This window comes from Stenotrophomonas sp. 85239_Sma (assembly GCF_056481725.1).
Genome location: NZ_CM151163.1, coordinates 3,399,543 through 3,422,663, shown reverse-complemented (window position 1 = coordinate 3,422,663; position 23,121 = coordinate 3,399,543). Strand labels below are relative to the sequence as shown.

Sequence of the window (23,121 nt, the reverse complement as noted above, 5' to 3'; positions counted from 1 at the left end):
GCAACGTACAATCCGGGCATGAACCGCGAACGCCTTACTTTCGTCATCGCCGCCTACAACGAGGCCCTGGCACTGCCGCTGCTGCACCCACGGCTGTGCGCGGTGCTGGACGGCATGCCCGACATCGACGGCCACATCCTCTATGTGGATGACGGCAGTCATGACCGCACATGGGAGGTGATCGCGGGGCTGGCCCAGGCCGATGCGCGCGTCTCGGCGCTGAAGCTGTCGCGCAACTTCGGCAAGGAGGCGGCGCTGACCGCAGGCCTGGATCTGGTGCACGAGGGGGCGGCGATGATCCTCGATGCCGACGGCCAGGACCCGCCGGAGCTGGTGCCGCAGTTCGTTGCGTGCTGGCGCGAGGGCCATGACAACGTGTACGGCACGCGCATGGCCCGCGATGGCGAGTCCTGGATCAAGCGCGCCACGGCAGCGATGTTCTATCGGGTGATGGGCCGCCTGTCGCGGACGCCGATTCCGGCCGATACCGGGGACTTCCGCCTGTTGTCGCCGCGCGCACTGAGCGCCCTGCGCGGGATGCGTGAGCGCCACCGTTTCATGAAGGGGCTTTTCAGCTGGGTAGGCTTCAAGCGGATCGCCGTGCCCTATCACCGCCACGCGCGCGTGGCCGGCACCAGTAAATTCAGCCTGTGGCGGCTGTGGAATTTCGCCCTCGAAGGCATCACCGGATTCTCGACCGTGCCGCTGCGGGCCGCCACCTATCTGGGCCTGGCAACCGCAGCGGTCGCTTTCGTGTTCGGCCTGTGGGTGATCGTGAAGGCGGCGTTGTATGGCGACCGGGTGGCGGGTTGGCCGACGATGATGGCGGTGATCCTGTTCCTGGGCGGGGTGCAGCTGATCGCGCTGGGCTTGATGGGTGAGTACCTGGGACGGCTGTACGAGGAGTCCAAGCAGCGGCCGTTGTATCTGGTTGACGCGTGGCTAGCATCCGCCGTGGCAGACTCGGCCCTGCAACCCACCCTCGGAGGGCAGGCAGATGACGACGGTACGGCAACTGTTGGACGGCAAGTCTCCTGAAGTACATGCGGTCGCGCCGGACGCGGCGGTGATCGATGCGATCCGGTTGATGGCGGAGAAGGGCATCGGTGCGGTGCTGGTGATGGACGGGCCGCGGCTGGTCGGGATCCTGTCCGAGCGTGATTACGCGCGCAAGATCGTGCTGCGTGATCGTTCGTCGCGCGATACCTCGGTGGAGGAGATCATGACGGCGCAGGTGGTGACCGTGTCGCCGGGCGAGAAGGTGGAGCACTGCCTGCAACTGGTGACCGACTACCGCATCCGCCACCTGCCGGTGGTCGAGGGTGCTCAGGTGCTGGGGGTGATCTCCATCGGTGACCTGGTGAAGTCGGTGATCGATGCGCAGCGGAAGGAGCTGGACCAGCTGCAGCAGTACATCGTGGCGGGGTGAGGTGTTGCTGGCGGGCCTGCGGCCCGCCGGCCCGCTTTTCGAAGCTCAAAGCCAAAGCCAAAGCAGCGCCTTCCTGATGCGGGGGGAGGCTGAGGGCATGGGCGTGCAGGACACGCCGCAAGTACATCCCTGTAGGCTCGATGGCGCCTTGCTCGTGTGCGCTGTCCTGCGCACGCGGCAAGACCGGGGTTGGGCGTCGTACCCAACCCGCCCGAGGCATGCCTCGGGCCCATGGCGCCAACGGTCCTGCACGCCCATGCCCTCAGCCTCTGGACACGTCCCACGAGTGCGGTGGGTTGCAGCGTCGGTTGACTGCCTTTGGTAGCGGCAGGCAGGACCGTGAGGCGCATGGATGCGCCGACCGAGCCTACAGGGACGTATTTACGGCGTGTCCTGCCTGTGGCCTTGCTCCGGCTCTACGCGCGGAACAACGAGGCGCCGCGAACCCCCGCTTCTACTTCGCATACTGCCCACCGCAGTCGGCATCCTTGCCCGGCCCCAGCTCGATGGTCGCCAGCAATGCCGCCGGCGGGGCGATGCTGCCCAGTGCCAGGGCCACCGCGCCGCGGATGCCCAATGCTTTGAAGTCCGGGCGGAATGACGGGTCCTTGAAGGTGCCGGCGATGTGCAGCGGCGAGCGCAGCACCAGGATGCTCTTGTCCTTCGGGCGCGGCTTCAGCAGCAGGTCCAGGGTCTCGTCGCGCAGGCTGACCGTGCCTTCGCCGATGAGGATCGTGTCGGTGGTATCCACCGCCAGCGCCTGGCTGGTCATCAGGCCGTCGCGCACGCCGAAGTCGGCGAAGGCGCAGCGCAGGGGGATCTGCTTGTCGCCGGTCACCAGGAATTTCAGCGACTCGGTGATGTCCAGGCCGGCCAGCTCCATCACCAGGTTGCCGACATGGCCGCGGCCCATCGCCAGGCCGACCTTGCCGCTGCTGCTGCCGAGCATCGCGGCGATCGAATTGCCACGGCCACTCAGGTCCACTTCGCCGCCGATGCCGCCCTTGGCCTGCTCGGCCAGTTTCGCGTCCGGGAACAGCTGGCCCAGCTGCACGCCGCGCACGCTGGCCTTCAGTGCGGTGCTGATCTGCGGGTGGCGCGCGTCCATGCGGATCGTGCTGCGGATATCGCCGCCGGCGACGCCGAAGTTCAGCGGGTCCAGCCGCAGCACGCCGTCATCCAGCAGCAGGTGTGCATCCATGTCGTCAAGCGGCAACGAGGGCGCGTTGATGCGGTGGGCCTTCCAGCGCACGTCGGCATCCATCGCACGCAGCTTGCCGAGGTTGTAGGGGGTATCGGGCAATACCCGCGCGCTTGCGGTGATGCGCGCAGCCTCTGCCTTCTGTTCCGCGTTCGCCGTTTCACCGCCACCAGTCTTTGGTGGGGCGCCGACAAAACCGGCCAGATCGTCGAAATCAAGGCGCTTGGATTCCAGCGTAGCGGTCAGCCGCGGACGTGCTCCGCCCACTTCGAACTGCAGGTTGCCACCAAGGTCGCTGTCGCCGACCTTGCCGGTGAAGGCGTCGTAGCGCCAGACGTTGTGGTCACGCTTGAGGCGGCCGTTCAACGCGTAGGGAGGGGACGGCGGAATGGCGATGCCGAGCAATGGGTAGAGGTCGGCCAGGTCCTGGCCGCTAAGTGCGAACTGCAGGTCGAACACACGCAGCTGGAAGGGATTGGTCAGTGTGCCGCTGGCGACGGCGTGGGTGGCGCCGACGCGGCCGTCGAGGTGGATGCGGAACGGGTGGTTGCTGTCGGTCAGCTCCAGTGGTGATTCGGTGCCACCGCGCAAGGTGAATGGGTTGCCCTGCCAGTGTCCCTTGCCCTGAACCAGCAGTGGTGGCGCGGCGTCTGCCTGCTTTGGCTTGCCACTGTGCACGTCCACGCGGATATCGGTGCGGCCGAGCGCATCGAGGAACTGCAGGCGACCGTCATCGATGCGCAGCCGTTTGAGCTGGGGGCTGGTGCCGCCAGCGCTGTCACCGAGGAAATCCCAATTACCTGGTTCGCCCTTGCGAGGGGCGGTTTGCAGCAGCACGTCCGGCCGGGTCAGGCGCACTTCGGGCAGCTGCAGGCTGCCGCGCAGCAGGGGCCAGACCCGCACGTCGATCTCGACGCGGTCGGCACTGGCCATGTTCGGTTGTTCCGCCCAGCCTGCATTGGCGAAGGTGATCGCATCGGCCCGGATCGTACTGGTACGGCCGAGGTCGACATCCAGGCGACCGATGTGCAGCGCACGGCCGGTACGGGCCTGCACTGCGCGCTCGACCGGGCCCTTGAACCAGTTCCAGTCCCACAGCGCGATCAGTACCAGCAGCGCGGCCAGCAGGAAGGTGAGCAGGGCCAGCCAGCGCTGGCCTCGCGGGCCAGGGCGGCGGAGGCGCCAGCGAGGCGTGCGCCTTGCAGCAGGGGAGGCGGCAGCATTCACGCTGCCATGGTTGCCCCCTCATCGTCGACGGGGCGCGAAGCGTCCATGTGCGTGGCGTGCACACGCCGCGCGCGGGCAGCTGCTACAGCACCTGCATGGTGACCGCGACGAAGTGGCAGACGCTGCCACCGATCACGAACAGGTGCCAGATGGCATGCGAATAGGGGATCGATTCGCGGTGGTAGAAATAAGTACCCAGCGTGTACGACAGGCCGCCGGCCAGCAGCCAACCCAGCGTCCAGCCGTCGATCGAGGCCAGCATCGGCTTGACCGCCACGATCACCAGCCAGCCCATGGCCACGTAGATGGCGGTGGACAGGCGCTTGAAACGGCCGGTGTAGAACAGCTTGAACACCACGCCGGCCAGGGCCAGGGTCCAGATCGCGGCGAACAGGCCCCAACCCCACGGGCCACGCAGGCCGATCAGGGTGAATGGGGTGTAAGTGCCGGCGATCAGCACGTAGATCGCGCAGTGGTCGAACACCTTGAGCCGCCCCTTGGCGACCGGGTGCTGGATGGCGTGGTAGAGGGTGGAGGCGGTGTACAGCAGCAGCAGCGCGATGCCGAACACGATGGCGCCGGCCAGCTGCCAGCCATCGCTGTAGATGGCGGCCAGGGTGATCAGCACCGCGCCGGCACCCAGCGCGAACACGGCACCGAGGCCGTGGGTCAGGGCGCTGGCGATTTCTTCGCGGATCGAAGCAACGGAAGTCGTGGACATGACGTAGGCATCGTTCGCGGGGAGGGGGACCCGCACCCCCCTATCATCGCCGCGATGGGCGACATGTGCACGCCCGTCACCGTATGGTCGGTGAATCCCTGCGTTGCGTGGATGAACCGCCCGCGGCGGCTGGGGTCGGAACCCTTTCCTGGCGGAGACGGCGCCGACCCCCGTGGCATCAGCCCACCGAAACGGTATGCGCCGCTTCGCGGGTGGCCGAGAAGCGCACATCGGGCGAGCGTTCCTGGGCCAGCTGCAGGTTGACCCGGGTCGGTGCCAGGTAGACCAGATGGCCGGCCGCATCCAGCGCCAGGTTCAGCGCGTTCTTCTCGCGGAACTCTTCCAGCTTCTTCTCGTTGCCGCAGTGGACCCAGCGCGCGGTGGTCACGCTGACCGGCTCGAAGGTGGCTTCCACACCGTACTCGTCCTTCAGGCGGTAGGCGGCCACGTCGAACTGCAGCACGCCGACCGCACCCAGGATCAGGTCGTTGCTGGTGAGCGGGCGGAAGAACTGGGTCGCGCCTTCCTCGGACAGCTGGGCCAGGCCCTTCTGCAGCTGCTTGAGCTTGAGCGGATCGCGCAGGCGTGCACGGCGGAACAGTTCCGGGGCGAAGTTGGGAATGCCGGTGAAGGTCACCGCTTCACCTTCGGTGAAGGTGTCGCCGATGGAGATGGTGCCGTGATTGTGGATACCGATCACATCGCCCGGCCACGCCTCGGCAGCGATCTCGCGGTCGCTGGCCATGAAGGTCAGCGCATTGGCCAGCTTCATTTCCTTGCCGGTACGTACGTGGAAGGTCTTCATGCCAGCGCTGAAGCGGCCCGAGCAGACCCGCATGAACGCCACGCGGTCGCGGTGCTGCGGGTCCATGTTGGCCTGGATCTTGAACACGAAACCGGTCAGCTTGTTTTCTTCCGGGGCGATTTCGCGGCCGGTGGTGGAGCGCGCCTGCGGTGCCGGTGCGTGTTCGACGAAGAAGTCCAGCAGCGGCTGCACGCCGAAGTTGTTGACGCCCGAGCCGAAGAACACCGGGGTCTGCTTGCCCTCGCGATAGGCCTGCAGGTCGAACGGGTGGCTGGCGCCCTGCACCAGTTCCAGCTCGTCACGCAGGTCGGCCAGCATCTGCGCACCGATCTTCTCGGCCAGGCCGGGGGCATCGATGGACGGGAAGATGGTCGAGTCCTGGCGGGTGAAGTTGCGGCCCGGTTCGTACAGGTGCACTTCGCCGGTTAGCAGGTGGACCACGCCCTTCAGGCGCTGGCCCATGCCGATCGGCCAGGTCACCGGGGCGCACTGGATGCCGAGCACGGTTTCCACTTCATCCAGCAGCTCGATCGGGTCCTTGCCCTCGCGGTCGAGCTTGTTGATGAAAGTCATGATCGGGGTGTCGCGCAGGCGGCACACTTCCATCAGCTTGATGGTGCGTTCTTCCACGCCCTTGGCCACGTCGATCACCATCAGCGCCGAGTCCACCGCGGTCAGCACGCGGTAGGTGTCTTCGCCGAAGTCGGCGTGGCCGGGGGTGTCGAGCAGGTTGACGATCTTGCCTTCGTACGGGAACTGCATCACCGAGGAGGTGACGGAGATGCCGCGCTCCTTTTCCAGGGCCATCCAGTCGGACGTGGCGTGGCGGGCGGCCTTGCGGCCCTTGACCGAACCGGCCATCTGGATCGCGCCTCCGAACAGCAGCAGCTTTTCGGTCAGCGTGGTCTTGCCTGCGTCAGGGTGGGAAATGATGGCGAAGGTGCGGCGGCGCGACGCTTCGTTGGCGACTTCGGACATGGCAGTGGCGCCCGCCCGGGGCGCTTTTCAAAGAGATAAGCGCCCGATTATACCGGCCGGGGCCGGTCAGCGCCCGGTACCGCCTTCAGCCCCGCCTTGGCGGGCGAACTGCAGTTGGCCCTGTTCGGCGAAGATGCGCACCGGCACCGAGCGCAGGTTCATGCCCCGGTTGACCTGCACCACGAAGTGCAGGTGCGGCGCGCTGCTGTAGCCGCTGTTGCCGGACAGACCGATCGGCTGCCCGGCCCCTATCGCCTGGCCGCGACGCACACGCATGCCGCCGGCCTGCAGGTGGCCGTACAGGGCCATGCTGCCGTCGCTGTGCAGCACGCGGATGAAGTTGGCGCGGGCACCATCACGTTCGCGGTCCTGGCCGTTGCCACGGAAGCCATCCTGGATCTGCATCACCGTGCCCTCGCGCGCGGCCAGCACCAGGGTGCCCTCCGGCAGCGCGAAGTCGACCGCGTCGCGGTTCTCCTCGTCGTCATGGCTGAAGCGTCCCTGCGGCGCCTGGTCCACGCGCAGGCGGGCCGCGTCGAACGGCAGGCGGTAGGCGACATCTTCGGCCTGTGCGGCCGGGTGGCCCGGCACCGACTGCAGGCGCAGATCGAGCATGCGGCCATCGATCGGGGCGGGCAGGTGGCCGACCACCAGGCTGCTGTCGCCCTGGATCAGCGACTCGACCGGGAGGCCTTCAACCGGGTGCCCGGGGGCGGCGCGCAGCTGGATCTGCAGCGGCCCCGCCAGCCCGTTGTCGATGCGGGCCTGCCACTGCCCGCCGACCGGCTGCAGGCGCAACCGGGCCATGGGGGCGGTGACCTCAGCGCTGGCTGCGCGGGTGGCCGGGACAGGCGAGGGAACCAGTCCCCACCCCTGGCGCCAGTCGCCGGCGTGTGCGGTCGCGCTCGCCAGCAGAGTCAACAGCAGGCAGGACAGGGGCAGGCGCGGCATCGGCGTTTCCAGCGAGAGGACCGCCGGGACTGTAGCTGATCCTGAACGGGACGACCGCGACGGCCTTCGCATAGTGTTCCTGAAAATATTCATCGCTTTATCCGTATGAAGGGATTGACAGTGCGGAAAAGGGCTGGCATCGTGGCTCCACCATCGAGACCGGCAGAGGGACAGGCCCTTTGAAGCCGGGGCAGCCCGCAGGCGCGCAAGCGTCTGCGTAGGTGCCAAATCCTGCGGGGACCGTGGCGTCCACCGAAAGATGGTTCGAACCATGCACCACACGTGCATCTCGAACGCGGGCCCCGCGAAGGCTCGATGGCCGATTCCCCAACCGGATCCCGCCATGAGCTTCGCCGCCAGTACCGCCATTCGCCCCGAACCCTTTGTCCCCGTCAGCGTGCCGGTCGAAGACCGCGTGCATGCCGAGCGCGGTGAGTTCGCCGCGGTGCTGTCGATGCGCCACGCAGGCCCCAGCCCGGTGCGCCTGCGCTATGAGTGGGTCGGCCCGGCCAATGCACCGGTGGTGGTGCTGGCCGGTGGCATTTCCGCCCACCGCCACGTGGCGTCCAACGCACAGTTCAGCGAGAAGGGCTGGGCCGAAGACCTGGTGGGCAGCGGGCGCGCGCTGGATCCGCAGCAACTGCGCGTGCTGGCCTTCGATTTCATCGGTGCCGACGGTGCACTGGATGTGCCGATCGATACCGCCGACCAGGCCGATGCATTGGCGCTGCTGCTGGACCACCTCGGCATCCGCGCGCTGAAGGCGTTCGTGGGCTACTCCTACGGCGCGCTGGTCGGCCAGCAGTTCGCGATCCGTCATCGTGCCCGCGTGCGCCAGCTGGTGCTCGCCAGCGGCGCGCACCGACCGCATCCGTATGCCGCCGCCTGGCGCGCACTGCAGCGCCGCGCGGTCGCGCTCGGCCAGCTGCAGTGCGGCGAAGACCATGGCCTCGCCCTGGCGCGGCAGTTCGCGATGCTCAGCTACCGCACGCCGGAAGAATTCGGCGAGCGCTTCGATGCCGCGCCGGAGGTCATCAACGGCCGCGTGCGCGTGGCCGCCGAAGACTATCTCGACGCCGCCGGTGCGCAGTACGTCGCGCGCACGCCGGTGACCGCCTACCTGCGCCTGTCCGAATCGATCGACCTGCATCGCGTTGATCCCACCGCGATCCTGCCGCCGACCGTGGTGGTGGCGGTGGAGGGCGACCGCCTGGTGCCGCTGGCCGACCTGGTCGGCCTGGTCGAAGGGCTGGGTCCGCGCGGCAGCCTGCGCGTGCTGCGCTCGCCCTACGGCCACGACGCCTTTCTCAAAGAAACCGATCGCATCGACGCGATCCTCGCCACCGCCTTCCGCACTTCTGGAGAGTCCGCATGAGCCTGCACGCCAACGAGCCGTCCTGTAGTCGTACCACTGCCGCCGTCCGTGCCGGCATCGATCGGGACACCGCGCATGGCGCGGTCACGCCGCCGATCGTGCTGTCGTCGAACTTCAGCTTTGAAGGCTTCGGCAACAAGCGCCAGTATGACTACACGCGCAGTGGCAACCCGACCCGCGACCTGCTCGGCGAGGCGCTGGCCGAACTGGAAGGCGGCGCCGGCGGCGTCATCACTGCGACCGGCATGGGCGCGATCAACCTGGTGCTGAACGCGCTGCTTCAGCCGGGCGACACCCTGGTGGTGCCGCACGATGCCTACGGTGGCAGCTGGCGCCTGTTCAATGCGCTGGCAAAGAAGGGCCACTTCGAGCTGGTCACCGCCGACCTGACCGATCCGCGTGCGCTGGCGCAGGCGCTGGCCACGCAGCCGAAACTGGTGCTGGTGGAAACCCCGTCCAATCCGCTGCTGCGCATCACCGACCTGCGTTTCGTCATCGATGCCGCGCACAAGGCTGGCGCACTCGTGGTTGTTGACAACACCTTCCTGTCGCCGGCCCTGCAGCAGCCGCTGTCGTTTGGCGCGGACCTGGTGCTGCACTCCACCACCAAGTACATCAACGGACACAGTGACGTGGTCGGCGGCGCAGTGGTTGCGCGCGATCCGGCGCTGCACGAGCAGCTGGTGTGGTGGGGCAATGCGCTGGGCCTGACCGGCTCGCCGTTCGATGCCTTCCTGACCCTGCGCGGCCTGCGCACGCTGGACGCGCGCCTGCGCGTGCACCAGGAAAACACTGCGTCCATCGTTGCCCTGCTGGACCAGCATCCGGCGGTCGGCGCGGTGTACTACCCGGGCCTGGCCGATCACCCGGGCCACGCCATCGCCGCGCGCCAGCAGAATGGCTTCGGCGCGATGCTGTCGTTCGAACTGGCGCACTGTGCCGGTGATGATCCGCACGCGGCGGTGCGTGCGTTTGTCGACGGGCTGCGCTGTTTCACCCTGGCCGAATCGCTGGGCGGTGTCGAAAGCCTGATCGCGCATCCGGCCACCATGACCCATGCAGCGATGACCGCCGAAGCACGCGCAGCGGCTGGCATCAGCGAAGGGCTGCTGCGCCTGTCGGTCGGCATCGAGGCCGAGCGTGACCTGCTGGCGGACCTCGGCGCTGCGCTGCAGCGCGCCGAAGCCGTGATCGATGCGGCTGCGCGCCGCAAACAGGTGGTGGATGCATGAGCGCGCTCGCCGCTGAAATTCCCGTGCTGGGCGCAGGACGCCTGGCGCTGCTGGGTACCGGCACGGTCGGCTCGGCCTTCGTGCAGCGCTACCAGTTGCTGCAGGCACGCGGGCTGGAACTGCCCAGCGTGCAGTGGCTGGCCAATTCACGTACCGCGCTGGAGATTGATCGCGACCTGGTGCTGCCATTGGAACTGGCACGTCGCGCACCACGCGATGGCCAGAGTTCGCCGCCATGGGCGAGCGCCGAAGGGCTGGAACGGGGTGATGTGGTAGTGGATGCGACGGCCAGTGAAGACGTGGCCGCCCGCCACGTGCAATGGTTGGCACGCGGCGTGCACGTGGTGACCGCCAACAAGCTGGGCCGTGGCGCGCAGCTGGCCCGTGCGCAGGCCATTGCCGAAAGCTGTGCCGACAGTGGCGCGCGTTATGGCGACAGCGCGACCGTGGGTGCTGGCCTGCCATTGCTGAGCAGCCTGCGCGCGCTGGTGGCCGGTGGCGATCACATCCACGCCATCGAAGGCGTGCTGTCCGGTTCGCTGGCGTGGCTGTTCCATCGCTATGACGGCCAGTCGCCGTTCTCGGCGGCGGTGCGCGAGGCACTGGCGGCCGGTTACACCGAACCCGATCCACGCCTGGACCTGTCCGGCGAGGACGTGCGCCGCAAGCTGCTGATCCTGGCGCGCAGCAGCGGGCTGGCGCTGGATGCTTCGCAGGTGCAGGTGGATTCGCTGGTGCCTGATGCGCTGGCGGCGTTGCCGCTGGAAGATGCCGTGGCTGCGTTGGAGCAGCTGGATGCGCCGTTGCAGGCGCGTTGGCAGCAGGCACGTGACAACGGTCGCGTACTGCGTTTCGTTGGCCGTGTTGACGGCGAAGGTGCGCAGGTGGGCCTGCGCGAGCTGCCGGCCGATCATCCCTTGGCGCAGGGCGCGGGCACCGACAACCGCGTGGCCATCCACAGCGATCGCTACCGCCGCCAGCCGTTGTTGATCCAGGGGCCGGGCGCGGGCGCGGAAGTTACCGCAGCCGCGTTGCTGGATGACGTGCTGCGGATCGTGGGTTGATCACATGATTCCTGTAAGGCCGAGCGCATGCTCGACGCTACAGAAGCAGCCGTCGGTCAGCGGGACTTCAAGGCCTTCAACAACGCGGCGTTGAACTGCTTCGGGTCCTGTACCTGCGGCGAATGGCCCAGTCCGGCGAACTCGACCAGCGTCGCGCCGGGAATCGCTGCGGCCGCTGCCTTGCCGAGTACCGGATAGTTGCCCAGCGCCGCCTTCACCGCAGGCGGTGCCAGGTCACGGCCGATCGCAGTGCGGTCCTTCTGGCCGATGAACAGCGTGGTCGGCACCTGCAGGTTCTTCAGTTCGTACACCACCGGTTGGTTGAACACCATGTCCGAGGCCAGCGCCTGGCTCCATGCAACGGCCTGCTTGCCCGGGCCTTCGTACATGCCCGACTGCATCCGCGCCCACGGTTCGTAGGCGGGTTTCCACGTGCCGTCGTAGTACACGTCCAGCTGGTAGCGGCGGATGCTGTCATAGCTGGTTTTGAGTTCTCCGGCATACCACGCGTCGACGCTGCGCCAGGGAACGCCCAGCGCTTTCCAGTCCTCCAGGCCGATGGGATTGACCAGCGACAGGCTGCGCAGGTCCTGCGGGAACATCAGCGCGTAGCGCACCGCAAGCATGCCGCCCATCGAGTGACCGACCAGGTGCACCGGCGTATCCCCCAACTGCAGCTGCTGCAACAGGGCATGGGTGTTGGCTGCCAGCTGCGCAAACGTGTACTGATAGCGTTCGGGCTTGCTGGACTTGCAGAAACCCACCTGGTCCGGAGCGATTACCCGGTAGCCTGCGTTCAACAGCGGCGCGATGGTCTGCTGCCAGGTGGCGGCGCAGAAATTCTTGCCGTGCAGCAGTACCACCACGCCGATGGCGCGGCGTTTGGGCAGGACGTCCAGGTAGGCCATCTCCAACGGCTGCCGCTGCGACTCCAGCGCGAAGGTCTTCACCGGATAGCCGTAATCGAAGCCTTCCAGCCGCGGGCCATAGGTCGGCGTGGCAAGGGCGGACAGTGGCAGGCAGGCAAGCAGGGCAGCGGCGATCACGCGCATGGGGCAATCCGGGGCAGGGGAACCCCGAGCCTAACCGGAACGTGGTGATGGTGTCGTCCTACAGCTCAGCACTCGATGACGTTCACCGCCAGGCCACCGCGGCTGGTTTCCTTGTACTTGTCCTGCATGTCGCGGCCGGTATCGCGCATGGTCTTGATGACCTTGTCCAGCGACACCTTGTGCTTGCCGTCGCCACGCATGGCCATGCGCGAAGCATTGATCGCCTTCACCGCGCCCATCGCGTTGCGTTCGATGCAGGGGATCTGCACCAGGCCGCCGATCGGGTCGCAGGTCAGGCCGAGGTTGTGTTCCATGCCGATTTCCGCAGCATTCTCGATCTGGCTCGGGTTGCCGCCCAGTGCCGCAACCAGGCCACCGGCCGCCATCGAGCAGGCCACGCCCACTTCGCCCTGGCAGCCGACTTCGGCGCCGGAAATCGAAGCGTTTTCCTTGTACAGGATGCCGATCGCCGCCGAGGTCAGCAGGAAGTCGAACACGCGCTGTTCGTTGGCGCCGGGGCAGAAGCGGTCGAAGTAATGCAGCACCGCCGGCAGCACACCGGCGGCGCCGTTGGTCGGTGCGGTCACCACGCGGCCACCGGCGGCGTTTTCTTCGTTCACTGCCAGCGCGTACAGGTTGACCCAGTCCAGCGTGGTCAGCGGATCGCGCATCGCCGCTTCCGGCTTCGACGACAGCTCGCGGTACAGCGCCGGTGCGCGACGACCGACCTTCAGGCCACCCGGCAGCACGCCTTCCTCGCGGATGCCACGCGCGACGCAGGACTGCATCGCGCTCCAGATCTCGCGCAGGTTGGCGCGGATCTCGTCTTCGCTGCGCCAGCACTTCTCGTTCTCGAACATCAGCTGGGCGATGCTCAGGCCGCTGCGTGCGGTCTGCGCCAGCAGCTCGTCGCCGCTCTTGAACGGGTAGGGCAGCGGGGTCTCGTCGGGCACGATGCGGTCATCGGCCGCGTCGTCCTGGTTGACCACGAAGCCGCCACCGACCGAGTAGTAATCGCGGGTGGCGATCACTTCGTCGTCGGCGTTGTACGCGGTGAAGCGCATGCCGTTGGTGTGGTACGGCAGCTTCTGGCGCTTGTTCATGCCGAGGTCGCGCTTCTCGTCGAAGGCGATCTCGTGCTGGCCCATCAGCTGGATGCGCTTGCTGCTGCGGATGCGCTCGAGGGTGGCCGGGATGATGTCCGGGTCGATCAGGTTCGGCCGCTGGCCTTCCAGGCCCAGCAGGATCGCCTTGTCGGTGCCATGGCCGCGGCCGGTCAACGCCAGCGAGCCATAGACATCGGCGCGGATGCGCGCGACCTCGTGCAGGCGGCCCGGATCGAGCAGCCAGCGATGGATGAATCGCTCGGCGGCCTTCATCGGCCCGACGGTGTGCGAGGAACTCGGGCCAATGCCGATCTTGAAAACGTCGAACGTGCTGACAGCCATGGATGCCAAACTGCGGGTACCGGACAAGCGGCTATTCTAGCGGCTTGCCGGGCCATCCGATGGCTGCGGCGCAGCATTTCCGCCACGGGAGCCTGACCGGTGTTGACCCTGATCCAGCGTGACGATTGCCACCTGTGCGACCTGGCGCTGGCCGAACTGGCCAAAGCGCGGGCGCCGGAGTTCGAGTCGGTGTTCCTCGATGACCAGCCGGCGCTGGAAGCGCGCTATGGCGCGCGGGTGCCGGTGCTGCGCGACGAGCAGGGCGAGCGCGAGCTGGACTGGCCGTTCGATGCGGCCACGGTGCAGGCCTGGCTGGCCGCAGGGCGTTGAATCTCGCGGTAGTGCCGGCCGCTGGCGGGCAACCCCGCCATGCCCGGTGATGCCGGCCAGCGGCCGGCACTACCAGACCCGCTTTATTTCGCGTCGAACTTCACGATCGTGCTGATTGCGGTGTCGTCCGGGATGGTCTTGGTGTCCGCCCAGTCACCGCCGCCGACGCCGAAGTCCAGGCGCTTGACCGTGGCCTTGCCGGTCAGCACCGGCTGGGTGCCCGGCTTCCAGGTGAAAGTGAGGGTGACCGGCTTGCTGACGCCGCGCAGTTCCAGGGTGCCATCGGCGGCGAACTGGTCGTTGCCCACCGCGCGGAAGCCCTTGGCGGTGTAACGCGCGGTGGCGAACTTGCTGACATTGAAGAAGTCGGCGCCCTGCAGGGTCGAGTCACGATCGCTGTTGCCGCTCTTGGCGCCAGCCAGCGGAATCACCACGTCCAGCGAACCGGCGGCCGGGTTGGCCGGGTCGAAGCTGAGCTTGGTGGCAAAGCCCGGGAAGCTGCCGGTGAACACTTCGCCGTCGTACTTGGTGGCGAACACCAGGATCGAGCCGGCGCCCGGGGCCTGCGCATAGTCCGCAGCAAGCACCGGGGCGGTAGCCAGCATGCCGGCCAGGGCGGCGGCCACGGCGGCCGGAGTGGTCAGTTTCAGGTTCATCGGTCAGTCCTTCTGAGGGGAGGCGAGCCAGCCGCGCGGCAACATGCGGGACAGTGTTGCATCGCGCTGGAACAGGTGGTGGTAGAAGGCAGCGCCGGCATGGGCCAGCACCACCGCGATCAACAGCCAGAAGCCGTATTCGTGGAGGGCATGGGACACCGCGACGACCTGCGGGTCGGGGCCGCTCAGCTTGGGCACGTCGACCAGGCCGAACCAGCGGAACGGGCGCAGGCCACTGGCCGAGTCGTACAGCCAGCCCGACAGCGGGATGGCGAACATCAGCACATACAACAGCACGTGGGTGGCACTGGCGATGCGTTCCTGCCAACTGGGCACGCCCGGCACCGGCTTCGGTGCCCCGGCATACAGGCGCCAGCCGAGACGGAACAGCACCAGCGCCAGCACGGTGATGCCGATCGACTTGTGCGCGGTGTAGACCCAGAAGTACCTGGGCGTCTTGGGCAGTTCGCCCATGGTCAGGCCAACCACGCCCAAGGCGAGGATCAGCAGTGCGATCAACCAGTGCAGGATCTGGCTGACACTCCCCCAGGCGGCAGGGGTGTTCTTGGCGGTCATGAAGGGTCCTTGGGGGCCGTCGTGTTGTCGGAGTGTGGAACGGGAGCGGGAGTTCCCGGGGCGTCGCTGCGGTCGAGGGTGGCTTCAGCCTCGATCCGCACCTGTACCGCATCACCGATGACGCCCGGCCAGGCGGTGATGCCGAACGCGCGCCGGCTCAGCGTAGTACTGGCGGAAAACCCGGCGGTGCGTCGGAATGGAGGGAGCGGGTAGCGCTTGAGCGCGTTGAGGGTCACGTCCAGGGTGACTTCCTGGCTGACCCCGCGCAGGGTCAGCGTGCCGATCACATGCGCACGCTTGGCGTCGATCGGTTCGACCCGGCTGGAGACGAAGCGTGCGCTGGGGAATCGCTCGCCGTCGAGCAGGCTGCGGGCCAGCGTGGCCTGGTTCCACTTGGCGTCGCCCAGGTCCAGTCGCGACACGGGGATGTCCACTTCCAGGGTGGCGTCGCGCCAGTTGTCGGGATCGAACAGCACGCGGCCTTCGCTGCCGGACACCGTGCCCATGGCCTGCGAGTAACCCGCGTGGTCGATGGAGAACAGCACCCGCGTATGCACCGGATCGAGGCGATAGGTGTCAGCGGCCGCCCAGGCAGGGGCGGTGGCGAGCAGCATCGGCAGCAGGGCCAGGCAGGGACGCATCGATGGCGGGCTCCGGAAGGGGACGCTGTGATCATACGCACAGCCCCCTGCCAACGTTGCGTGCATGGCTGCAACAGTTCGTGGTGGCGCCACCGCTGGAAACACGCTGTTGCAGCCATGAACCCGGCCCTGTGTGACAATCGGCCCAGGACAGGGGGTTCAGGATGACGAGCGGCTGGCGCCAGTGGTGCCGTGGCATCGCAGGTATGGGTCTGCTGCTGGTGGCGATGGCCACGGCGGCTGCAACCCTGGACATGGCAGAAACACCGCGCCTGCGCCGATTCGGTGCCGCCGAAGGCTTGCCGTCGCGCATGGTGGTGGCGCTGGCCGAGGACCGCCAGGGCCACATCTGGGCGGCCACTGACGGTGGGCTCGCCCGTTATGACGGCAACAGCCTGCGGGTCTGGGAGCACGATCCGGAACAGCCGGGCTCGCTGCCTGGAAACGAGATCGAGACCCTGCTGATCGACCCGCTGGACCGGGTCTGGCTGGGCATCAACGGCAAGGGCGTTGCCCGCCTGGATGCCGATCGCGAACGCTTCCGGACCTTCGACACGGTCAATTCCACCTGCCAGGGGCAGTTCTGGGCACTGGCCTATGTCGACGACGCCTTGTGGATCGGTACCAACAACCATGGCGTCTGCCGGCTTGGCGAAGATGGCAGCGTGCGCCTTTTCACCCATGATCCAGCGCATCCGGGTGGCCTGCCCAGCAACAGCATCTTCACCAGCCTGGTCGATGCACAGGGCCGCCTGTGGGTGGGCACCGAAGCCGGTGTGGCACGTTGGAATGGCAGCGGGTTCGAGCCGGTAGGCGCGCGGGAACTGGGTACGCTGAGCGTGCTCCGGTTGAGCCGTGATGCGGAGGGTTCGATCTGGGTAGGCAGCCAGAACGATGGCCTGTACCGCATCGATGGCCAGGACCGGGTCAGTCGCCCGCGCTGGCCCGACAGCGCCCAGCTGCGCTCGGCCCTGGTCCTGGCCGATCGCCAGGGGGGCTACTGGGCTGGCACCTCCGATGGCCTGTTGCGAGGGGATGCGGCGGCGCTGCGCCGGCTGGAAGGCGACCGCGGCAGCGGCTTCCTGACCGCGCACAGCGGCGTGCTCGATCTGCTGCAGGATCACGAGGGCGGATTGTGGGTGGCGCTGCTGACCCAGGGCCTGGCCTATCTGCCGCCGGACTGGCGGCGCTTCTCGATCTGGAACCAGCTCGACGGCAAGCCGCTGGACAGCCAGTACCTGTTGAGCGCGGCCAGCGACGGGAAGAACTACTACGTCGGCTCGGCGCGAGGGGTGTACCAGCTGGATGCGCAGGGCACCCTGCGCCTGCTGGCCAGCGACCGGCAGCTCGGCAATGGCGTGGTGTGGTCGGTGTTGCCGCGCCCGGATGGTCGCCTGTGGCTGGGACGCGGCGGTCGCATCACCGTCTACGATCCGGCCACCGGCGCGCTGCGCGATCTGCGGATCGATGGCAGTGCCGACCTGCGCCAGCGCATCGACCTGATGCGGCAGGCGCCTGACGGCACGGTGTGGGTGTCGGTGATGGGCCTGAACCTGCAGCAGCGCAGTCCGGACGGGCGGCTGCTGCACAGCTATCCGCTGGAGCATTTCCGCGGAACGGCCGATGCGCCGATCGAGCAGATCCGCTTCGACGCCCATGGCCGGCCCTGGGTGATGGGCGACATGGGCATCTGGCGCGAGCAGGCTGGACGCTTCGAGGCAGTACCGGGCGTTTCGCGCGGACCCATCTACGACCTGGTGTGGATCGATCCGCAGCAGTTGTGGCTGGCGCGCCAAGGTGCGTTCGAGCGCTACCAGTGGGATGGCATGAGCCTGCGCCTGATCCAGCGCATCGACGCCAGTGCGGGCGTGCCGCCGGTCACCATGGGGGGGCTGGCGCTGGCCGACAATGGCCAGCTGTGGGCCACCACGCCGCGCGGCCTGCTGCGCTGGGACCCGAAGACGCGGCGCCTGCAGCAGTTCAACGAACGCGATGGCCTCTCCGATGCGGAGTTCACCGGCCGCCCGCCGGCGGTCAACGCCGATGGCCGCGTGCTGGCCGTCACCCAGACCGGGTTGGTTGCCTTCGATGTGAATGCCGACGACACCGTGCTGCCGTCTTCATCGCTGGTGATCGCCGAAGTGCGAGTGCGCCGCGATGATGCGCGCGGCTGGCAACCGTTGCCGGTCACCGGCACCCTGTTGCTGGGACCGGATGACCGCGATCTTCAGATCGATGCACGGCTGCTGTCCTACGCCAGCCCGCAGGGCAACCGTTACCGTTTCCGCGTGCAGGGTTACGATCAGGATTGGGTGGAGCAGGGTGGCGATGGCCAGCGCACCCTGTCGCGGCTGCCGACCGGCAGCTACGTCATCGAGGTGCAGGCGGCGACCGCCCGGGGCGCATGGACGCCTTCGCAGCAGTTGCATGTGAAGGTGCTGCCGCCGTGGTGGCGCAGCGGCATGGCGATTTTCGGTTACATCCTGCTGGGGTCGCTGCTGTTGGTGGTCCTGGTCTGGTCGGTCCGCGCGCGGCTGCGTCGTCGCCAGCAATGGCAGCTGACGGTGCACAAGCAGCAGCTGGCCGAGCAGGCCTCCCAGGCCAAGAGCCGTTTCCTGGCCACGCTTGGCCACGAAGTGCGCACGCCGATGACCGGCGTGCTGGGCATGAGCGAGCTGCTGCTGGCCACTCCGCTCGATCCGGTGCAGCGCGGTTACGCGGGGTCGATCCAGCAGGCCGGCAGCCATCTGCTGCGGCTGGTCAACGATGCGCTGGACCTGGCCCGCATCGAAGCCGGGCGGCTGGAGCTGGACCTGCATCCGTTCGACCTGGAGGAGCTGCTCGACCAGGTGCAGGGCCTGATGCAGCCGATGGCGCAGCAGCGCCAGCTTGAATTCCAGCGTGGTGAGGACCCCGCAGGGCCGGTCAGCGTCAGCGGCGACGAAATGCGTGTGCGCCAGATCCTGCTGAACCTGCTCGGCAACGCCATCAAGTTCACCGAGCGTGGCCACGTCGGCTTGGCCGTACGCCTGGAAGAAAAGGGCGGCCTGTGTTTCGAAGTGCATGACAGTGGCCCGGGCATCAATGCCGAGCAGCAGCAGCGCCTGTTCCATCGATTCGAACAGGCCGACGGCCCGCGCACCGCATCGCGCTACGGTGGCAGCGGGCTGGGGCTGGCGATCTGCCAGGAACTTGCGATGGCCATGGGCGGATGTATCGAAGTGGACAGCCAGCCAGGCAAGGGCGCGCGGTTCCGTGTGCGCCTGCCATTGCCCTGGACACGCCAGTCCGCCAGCACGGCGGGCGAGGTGGCGGCCCTGCCGGAACTGCCGCCGCTGCGCATCCTGCTGGTCGAGGACGATGCCACGGTGGCCGAAGTCATCGCTGGTCTGCTGCGGGTGCGCGGGCACGAGGTGGTGCACGTGCTGCATGGCCTGGGCGCGCTGTCGGAGATCGCCACCGAGGGTTTCGACGTTGGCCTGCTCGATCTTGATCTGCCCGCACTGGACGGTACGGCCATCGCCCGCCAGCTGCGCACCATGGGCTATGAACTGCCCCTGGTGGCAGTGACTGCCCGTTCCGATGCCTATGCCGAAACCCAGGTACTGGCCGCAGGCTTCGATGGCTTCCTGCGCAAGCCGGTGACCGGCGACCTGTTGGTGGCGGCCATCGCCCAGGCGCGTGCGAAACGGCAGGCGACTGCGTGACTGCGTCGGCGCCGGGCGTGAACGGCGCGACTTTCGGTTTACCATGCCGACGCCCGCAGCGCGGGAATCATCAGGATCAGCGTGAGGAGGCAATCGGTGGTGTATCTGCGGGCGGCGATGCTGCTGCTGGTCCTGCTGTGCTGCGCGTTGCCCGCTGCGGCACAGCCGGTGCCTCCCAGCCCGCGGCAGGTGACGGTGTTCGATGGCTTGCCGTCCAATACCGTCAACCGCATGGCCGAGGACCGGTACGGTTACCTGTGGATCGCCACCAACGATGGCCTGGCCCGTTATGACGGGCGCACCTACCGGGTGTGGCGCTCGGAGGACGGGCTGCGTGACAACCGCATCTGGACGGTGCTGGTCGATGCCCGCAACCAGCTGTGGATAGGGACCGAGAATGCCGGCCTGGTGCGCATGTCGGCCGACCGCCGGCAGCTGCACTTCTACGACCGCAGCAGCCAGCCGTTGATGGGCACCAACACGGTCTGGAGCCTGGCCAGCACGCCTGACGGCTCGATCTGGTTCGGTACCCACGAAGGTGGCCTGTATCGATTGGACAGCCATGACCGCCTGCAGCGCTTCCTGCCCGAGCCGAACAATCCGCGCAGCCTGCCCTCCGCGTCGGTGCCCTACCTGGCCACGCTGCCCGATGGCAGCCTGTGGATCGGCACCAAGCATGGCGTGGCGCGCTGGACCGGGACCGACTTCGAGCGTGTCGGTACGGACGTCATTCCCAGTCTGCTGATCAACGGCTTGACCACCGAACCGGATGGCAGCCTGTGGATCAGCACGTTGGCCGGGGCCACCGTGCGCCGCCCGGATGGGCGCTTCGAGGCACCCCCGTGGAAGCTTCCGCCGGGCGAGCAGGTGCTGGGCATGATGCTGCGCGACGAGCAGGGCGGGCACTGGCTGGATACGCGCACCGGGCTGGGGCGCGCGGTCGATGGCCAGTACCAGACCGTGCCGCTGTACAGCGCGATCGCGCGCGGGCCGGTACGACCGAACTGGACCGGTGCCTATGAGGATCGGGAGGGGGGTATCTGGTTGGCCAGCACCAATGCCGGGCTGTGGCACCTGCTGCCACGCTGGTGGCAGTTCTCGGTGCTGTCGCGCCTGGAGGACGACCCCAGTTCGCTGCGCAATGCGCTGGTGCTGGGCACCAGCCCGTCCAGCAATGGCGGCGTCTGGACCGTGGGCAGCCATGGCGCGCTGGATCGCTTCGATCCGAAAACCGGCAGGATCGAACAGCACCGTACCTGGGTCAACGGCATGCACTGGTTGTCGTCGGTGCGTGAGGACCGTCGCGGCCAGGTCTGGATCGGGTCGACCGATGCGCTGGTGCGCTACGACCCGCAACGGCGCGACGTGCGCCGCTGGGGGCGCGACGCCGGTGCCGATGCAGCGATGGAAGGGGTCATCGAAGCGATGATGACCTGCGATGGCGACAGCCTCTGGTTGATGCTGCCCGCAGGCCTGCAGCAGCGCGACCTCGACGGGCGCGTGCGTCGCCAGCTGGACAATGGCCAGCGTGGACTGCAGCAGGGCCAGCTCAACCTCGATGTGGAATGCGGTCCGCAGGACCACATCTGGCTGGCCAGCAGTCGTGGCCTGCTGCAGTGGTTGCCGGAAAGCGAGCGCTTCCAGCCGGTGCCGGGGGCGCCGGCAACCGCCATCCATGCGCTGCATGTGGGCGGCGATGGCCAGGTCTGGTTGTCCGAGGACGGGCGCCTGTCGCGATATCGCTGGAGCCAGGGGCGCCTGGAACGGCAGGCGGTGGTCGGTGCCGAACAGGGCTATCCGGCGATCTCCGCCTCTGGCCTGGTGGTGGATGCGCAGGGCGTGGCCTGGGCGACCAGCGCACGCGGCCTGGTACGTGTCAGCGTCGATGGGCAGAGCGTGCGCCTGTATGGCGTGCACGACGGCCTGCCAAGCCAGGAGTTCCGCGAGCACACCTTGATTGCAGCAGCCGATGGCCACCTGGTGGCCGGAACAGCGGCGGGCGCCGTGGTGTTCGACCCGGAGCAGGTGCGGCCTTCGGTACGTCGCGCCCCACTGGTGATCGAGCGGGTGGAAGTGCGCCGCAACGAGCAGGTGCTGGACATGACCCACGATGCACCGTTGCAGATCGCCGATGGCGACCGCGACCTGCGCATCGTCGCGCGATTGCTGTCCTTCGCCGACTCGGCGTCCAATACCTACCGCTACCGCTTGGCGGGCTACGATCCGGATTGGGTCGAAGTCGGCCCGGCGGGCGAGCGTCTGTTCTCGCGCCTGGCGCCGGGAAGTTACCGGCTGGAAGTGCAGGCACGCTCGGCCGACCATGTGTGGTCGCGGGTGCAGAGTCTGGAATTCCGCGTGCAGCCGCCGTGGTGGCGCAGCCTGTCCGGCCTGCTGGTGCTGGCGTCGGTCGGATTGCTGCTGACCAGCTGGTTCGCCTGGTTGTACCGACGCCGCCTGCAGCGGCGCCACGCCTACCAGTTGGCGCTGCACAAGCAGGAACTGGCCGAGCAGGCCTCGGCGGCCAAGACCCGCTTCCTGGCCAACCTTGGCCATGAGATCCGTACGCCGATGACCGGCGTGCTGGGCATGAGCGAGTTGCTGCTGGCATCACCACTGGACCCGCAGCAGCGTGGCTACACGCAGTCGATCCGGCATGCTGGCGAGCACCTGCTGCACCTGGTCAACGATGCGCTGGACCTGGCGCGTATCGAGTCTGGCCGCCTGGAACTGCAGTCGCAGTCGTTTGCCTTGAATGGCCTGTTGCACGACCTCGCGGCCCTGATGGGCCCGCTGGCCGCACAGAAGGGCCTGCGCTTCACCCTCGACAACCAGCTGCCGCCGGGCCTGCAGGCGACCGGTGATGCCATGCGCGTGCGGCAGATCCTGCTCAACCTGTTGTCCAATGCAGTGAAATTCACCAGCCGCGGCACGATTACCCTGCATGCACGCTGCGATGGCGAACTGCGCGCGCTGCATTTCGAAGTGCGCGATACCGGCCCCGGCATCAGCCAGGAACAGCAGCAGCGCCTGTTCCGCCGCTTCGAGCAGGCCGACGGTGCACGTACCGCAGCGCAGTACGGTGGCAGCGGCCTCGGCCTGGCGATCTGCCGCGAGCTGGCCCATGCGATGCAGGGGCGGATCCAGGTGGAGAGCCAGCTGGGCCGGGGCACCTGTTTCGGCGTGACCCTGCCGTTGCCACTGGTGGTGGACAGTGATGCCGAGGCGTCCGGGGAGGGCAATCGCGACGAGGCGGCGAACATGCCACCGCTGCGGGTGCTGCTGGTCGAGGACGATGCCACCGTGGCCGATGTGGTGCGGGGGCTGTTGAGCGCACGCGGCCACGAGGTGGTGCATGCGGGCCACGCGCTGGCGGCGCTGCGCGAGATCAGTGCCGGCGATTTCGACGTTGGCCTGCTGGATCTGGACCTGCCAGGCCTGAGCGGCTTCGAACTGGCCCAGCACCTGCGCAACCAGGGCTACATGCTGCCGTTGCTGGCGGTGACCGCGCGGACTGATCCGGACCTTCAGCAGCAGGTGGAAGCGGCCGGCATCGGTGGCTTCCTGCGCAAGCCGGTGACCGGCGAGCTGCTGGTGGAAGCGATCGCCAGGGCGATGGGAAGGTAGGGATTCAGCAGGGCCTGCGGCCCTGCACCTGCAGAATCAACGTCAACGTCAAAAGCGTGCAATCCGTGGGATGGCGGGGTGGGTCCGGTGGCGGGAGACGCCGT

The 23,121-nt window shown here is 67.8% G+C and carries 17 protein-coding genes and 1 riboswitch; of the genes, 8 read left to right on the top strand and 9 right to left on the bottom strand.

What is annotated here, in order from left to right:
• The first annotated feature begins 18 nt into the window (after positions 1 to 18).
• Together ACYKG1_RS15985 and ACYKG1_RS15980 are read left to right on the top strand one after the other, a co-directional pair.
• Entirely contained in the window at positions 19 to 1,038 is a 1,020-nt protein-coding gene (locus tag ACYKG1_RS15985; RefSeq protein WP_100475237.1) for a glycosyltransferase family 2 protein, read from the top strand.
• Positions 998 to 1,429, top strand: a complete 432-nt coding sequence (locus ACYKG1_RS15980; protein WP_100473629.1) for a CBS domain-containing protein — start codon at positions 998 to 1,000, stop codon at positions 1,427 to 1,429. The genes ACYKG1_RS15985 and ACYKG1_RS15980 overlap by 41 nt, the downstream gene beginning before the upstream one ends.
• Positions 1,430 to 1,883: 454 nt before the next feature.
• Here ACYKG1_RS15980 and ACYKG1_RS15975 read toward each other — a convergent pair whose 3' ends face one another.
• The 4 genes from ACYKG1_RS15975 to ACYKG1_RS15960 all read right to left on the bottom strand — a co-directional run bounded on the left by ACYKG1_RS15975 (position 1,884) and on the right by ACYKG1_RS15960 (position 7,312).
• The gene (locus tag ACYKG1_RS15975) at positions 1,884 to 3,857 is read right to left on the bottom strand and encodes an AsmA family protein (protein ID WP_478470895.1); all 1,974 of its coding nucleotides are present in this window, start codon (positions 3,855 to 3,857) and stop codon (positions 1,884 to 1,886) included.
• A gap of 82 nt (positions 3,858 to 3,939) precedes the next feature.
• Positions 3,940 to 4,578 carry a PAQR family membrane homeostasis protein TrhA gene (gene trhA / locus ACYKG1_RS15970; RefSeq protein ID WP_014038156.1) on the bottom strand — a complete coding sequence of 213 codons (639 nt, stop codon included), beginning with the start codon at positions 4,576 to 4,578 and terminating at the stop codon, positions 3,940 to 3,942.
• A gap of 178 nt (positions 4,579 to 4,756) precedes the next feature.
• Positions 4,757 to 6,361, bottom strand: a complete 1,605-nt coding sequence (locus ACYKG1_RS15965; RefSeq protein WP_100473627.1) for a peptide chain release factor 3 — start codon at positions 6,359 to 6,361, stop codon at positions 4,757 to 4,759.
• A gap of 66 nt (positions 6,362 to 6,427) precedes the next feature.
• The gene (locus ACYKG1_RS15960; RefSeq protein ID WP_478470894.1) at positions 6,428 to 7,312 is read right to left on the bottom strand and encodes a M23 family metallopeptidase; all 885 of its coding nucleotides are present in this window, start codon (positions 7,310 to 7,312) and stop codon (positions 6,428 to 6,430) included.
• 147 nt (positions 7,313 to 7,459) lie between these two features.
• Positions 7,460 to 7,578: riboswitch (SAM riboswitch) on the top strand.
• Positions 7,579 to 7,655: 77 nt separating this feature from the next.
• Here ACYKG1_RS15960 and metX point away from each other — a divergent pair.
• From metX to ACYKG1_RS15945, 3 genes are read left to right on the top strand one after another with little or no spacing between them, the layout of a single operon-like run.
• Positions 7,656 to 8,687 (top strand): homoserine O-succinyltransferase MetX, encoded by a 1,032-nt coding sequence (gene metX / locus ACYKG1_RS15955; protein ID WP_100473625.1) that lies wholly within the window; start codon positions 7,656 to 7,658, stop codon positions 8,685 to 8,687.
• Positions 8,684 to 9,919, top strand: coding sequence for an O-succinylhomoserine (thiol)-lyase (locus tag ACYKG1_RS15950; protein WP_046432019.1), 1,236 nt, complete (start codon positions 8,684 to 8,686; stop codon positions 9,917 to 9,919). Before metX ends, ACYKG1_RS15950 begins: the two co-directional genes overlap by 4 nt.
• Positions 9,916 to 10,983, top strand: coding sequence for a homoserine dehydrogenase family protein (locus tag ACYKG1_RS15945; RefSeq protein WP_100473624.1), 1,068 nt, complete (start codon positions 9,916 to 9,918; stop codon positions 10,981 to 10,983). Before ACYKG1_RS15950 ends, ACYKG1_RS15945 begins: the two co-directional genes overlap by 4 nt.
• Before the next feature lie 56 nt (positions 10,984 to 11,039).
• Here the strand turns inward: ACYKG1_RS15945 and ACYKG1_RS15940 are convergent, their stop codons facing one another.
• Together ACYKG1_RS15940 and ACYKG1_RS15935 are read right to left on the bottom strand one after the other, a co-directional pair.
• Positions 11,040 to 12,035, bottom strand: a complete 996-nt coding sequence (locus ACYKG1_RS15940) for an alpha/beta fold hydrolase (protein ID WP_478470893.1) — start codon at positions 12,033 to 12,035, stop codon at positions 11,040 to 11,042.
• 65 nt (positions 12,036 to 12,100) lie between these two features.
• A complete protein-coding gene (locus ACYKG1_RS15935) occupies positions 12,101 to 13,483 on the bottom strand; it encodes an L-serine ammonia-lyase (RefSeq protein WP_049456519.1) in 1,383 nt (460 codons plus the stop codon).
• 99 nt (positions 13,484 to 13,582) lie between these two features.
• Here ACYKG1_RS15935 and ACYKG1_RS15930 point away from each other — a divergent pair, with 99 nt between their 5' ends.
• On the top strand, positions 13,583 to 13,813 hold the full coding sequence (locus tag ACYKG1_RS15930) for a glutaredoxin family protein (RefSeq protein WP_100473622.1): 231 nt from the start codon (positions 13,583 to 13,585) through the stop codon (positions 13,811 to 13,813).
• Between the two features lie 83 nt (positions 13,814 to 13,896).
• Here ACYKG1_RS15930 and ACYKG1_RS15925 read toward each other — a convergent pair whose 3' ends face one another.
• From ACYKG1_RS15925 to ACYKG1_RS15915, 3 genes are read right to left on the bottom strand one after another with little or no spacing between them, the layout of a single operon-like run.
• Positions 13,897 to 14,469 carry a YceI family protein gene (locus ACYKG1_RS15925; protein WP_100473621.1) on the bottom strand — a complete coding sequence of 191 codons (573 nt, stop codon included), beginning with the start codon at positions 14,467 to 14,469 and terminating at the stop codon, positions 13,897 to 13,899.
• 3 nt (positions 14,470 to 14,472) lie between these two features.
• Entirely contained in the window at positions 14,473 to 15,045 is a 573-nt protein-coding gene (locus ACYKG1_RS15920) for a cytochrome b (RefSeq protein ID WP_100473620.1), read from the bottom strand.
• On the bottom strand, positions 15,042 to 15,686 hold the full coding sequence (locus ACYKG1_RS15915; protein ID WP_100473619.1) for a YceI family protein: 645 nt from the start codon (positions 15,684 to 15,686) through the stop codon (positions 15,042 to 15,044). The genes ACYKG1_RS15920 and ACYKG1_RS15915 overlap by 4 nt, the downstream gene beginning before the upstream one ends.
• Before the next feature lie 164 nt (positions 15,687 to 15,850).
• On the opposite strand from ACYKG1_RS15915, the gene ACYKG1_RS15910 reads away from it, so the two are divergent.
• Both ACYKG1_RS15910 and ACYKG1_RS15905 read left to right on the top strand, forming a co-directional pair.
• On the top strand, positions 15,851 to 19,393 hold the full coding sequence (locus ACYKG1_RS15910) for a sensor histidine kinase (protein WP_478470892.1): 3,543 nt from the start codon (positions 15,851 to 15,853) through the stop codon (positions 19,391 to 19,393).
• A 96-nt stretch (positions 19,394 to 19,489) separates the two neighbouring features.
• Complete coding sequence (locus tag ACYKG1_RS15905) at positions 19,490 to 23,017, top strand: hybrid sensor histidine kinase/response regulator (protein ID WP_478470891.1); 3,528 nt, start codon at positions 19,490 to 19,492, stop codon at positions 23,015 to 23,017.
• The last annotated feature ends 104 nt before the right edge of the window (positions 23,018 to 23,121 follow it).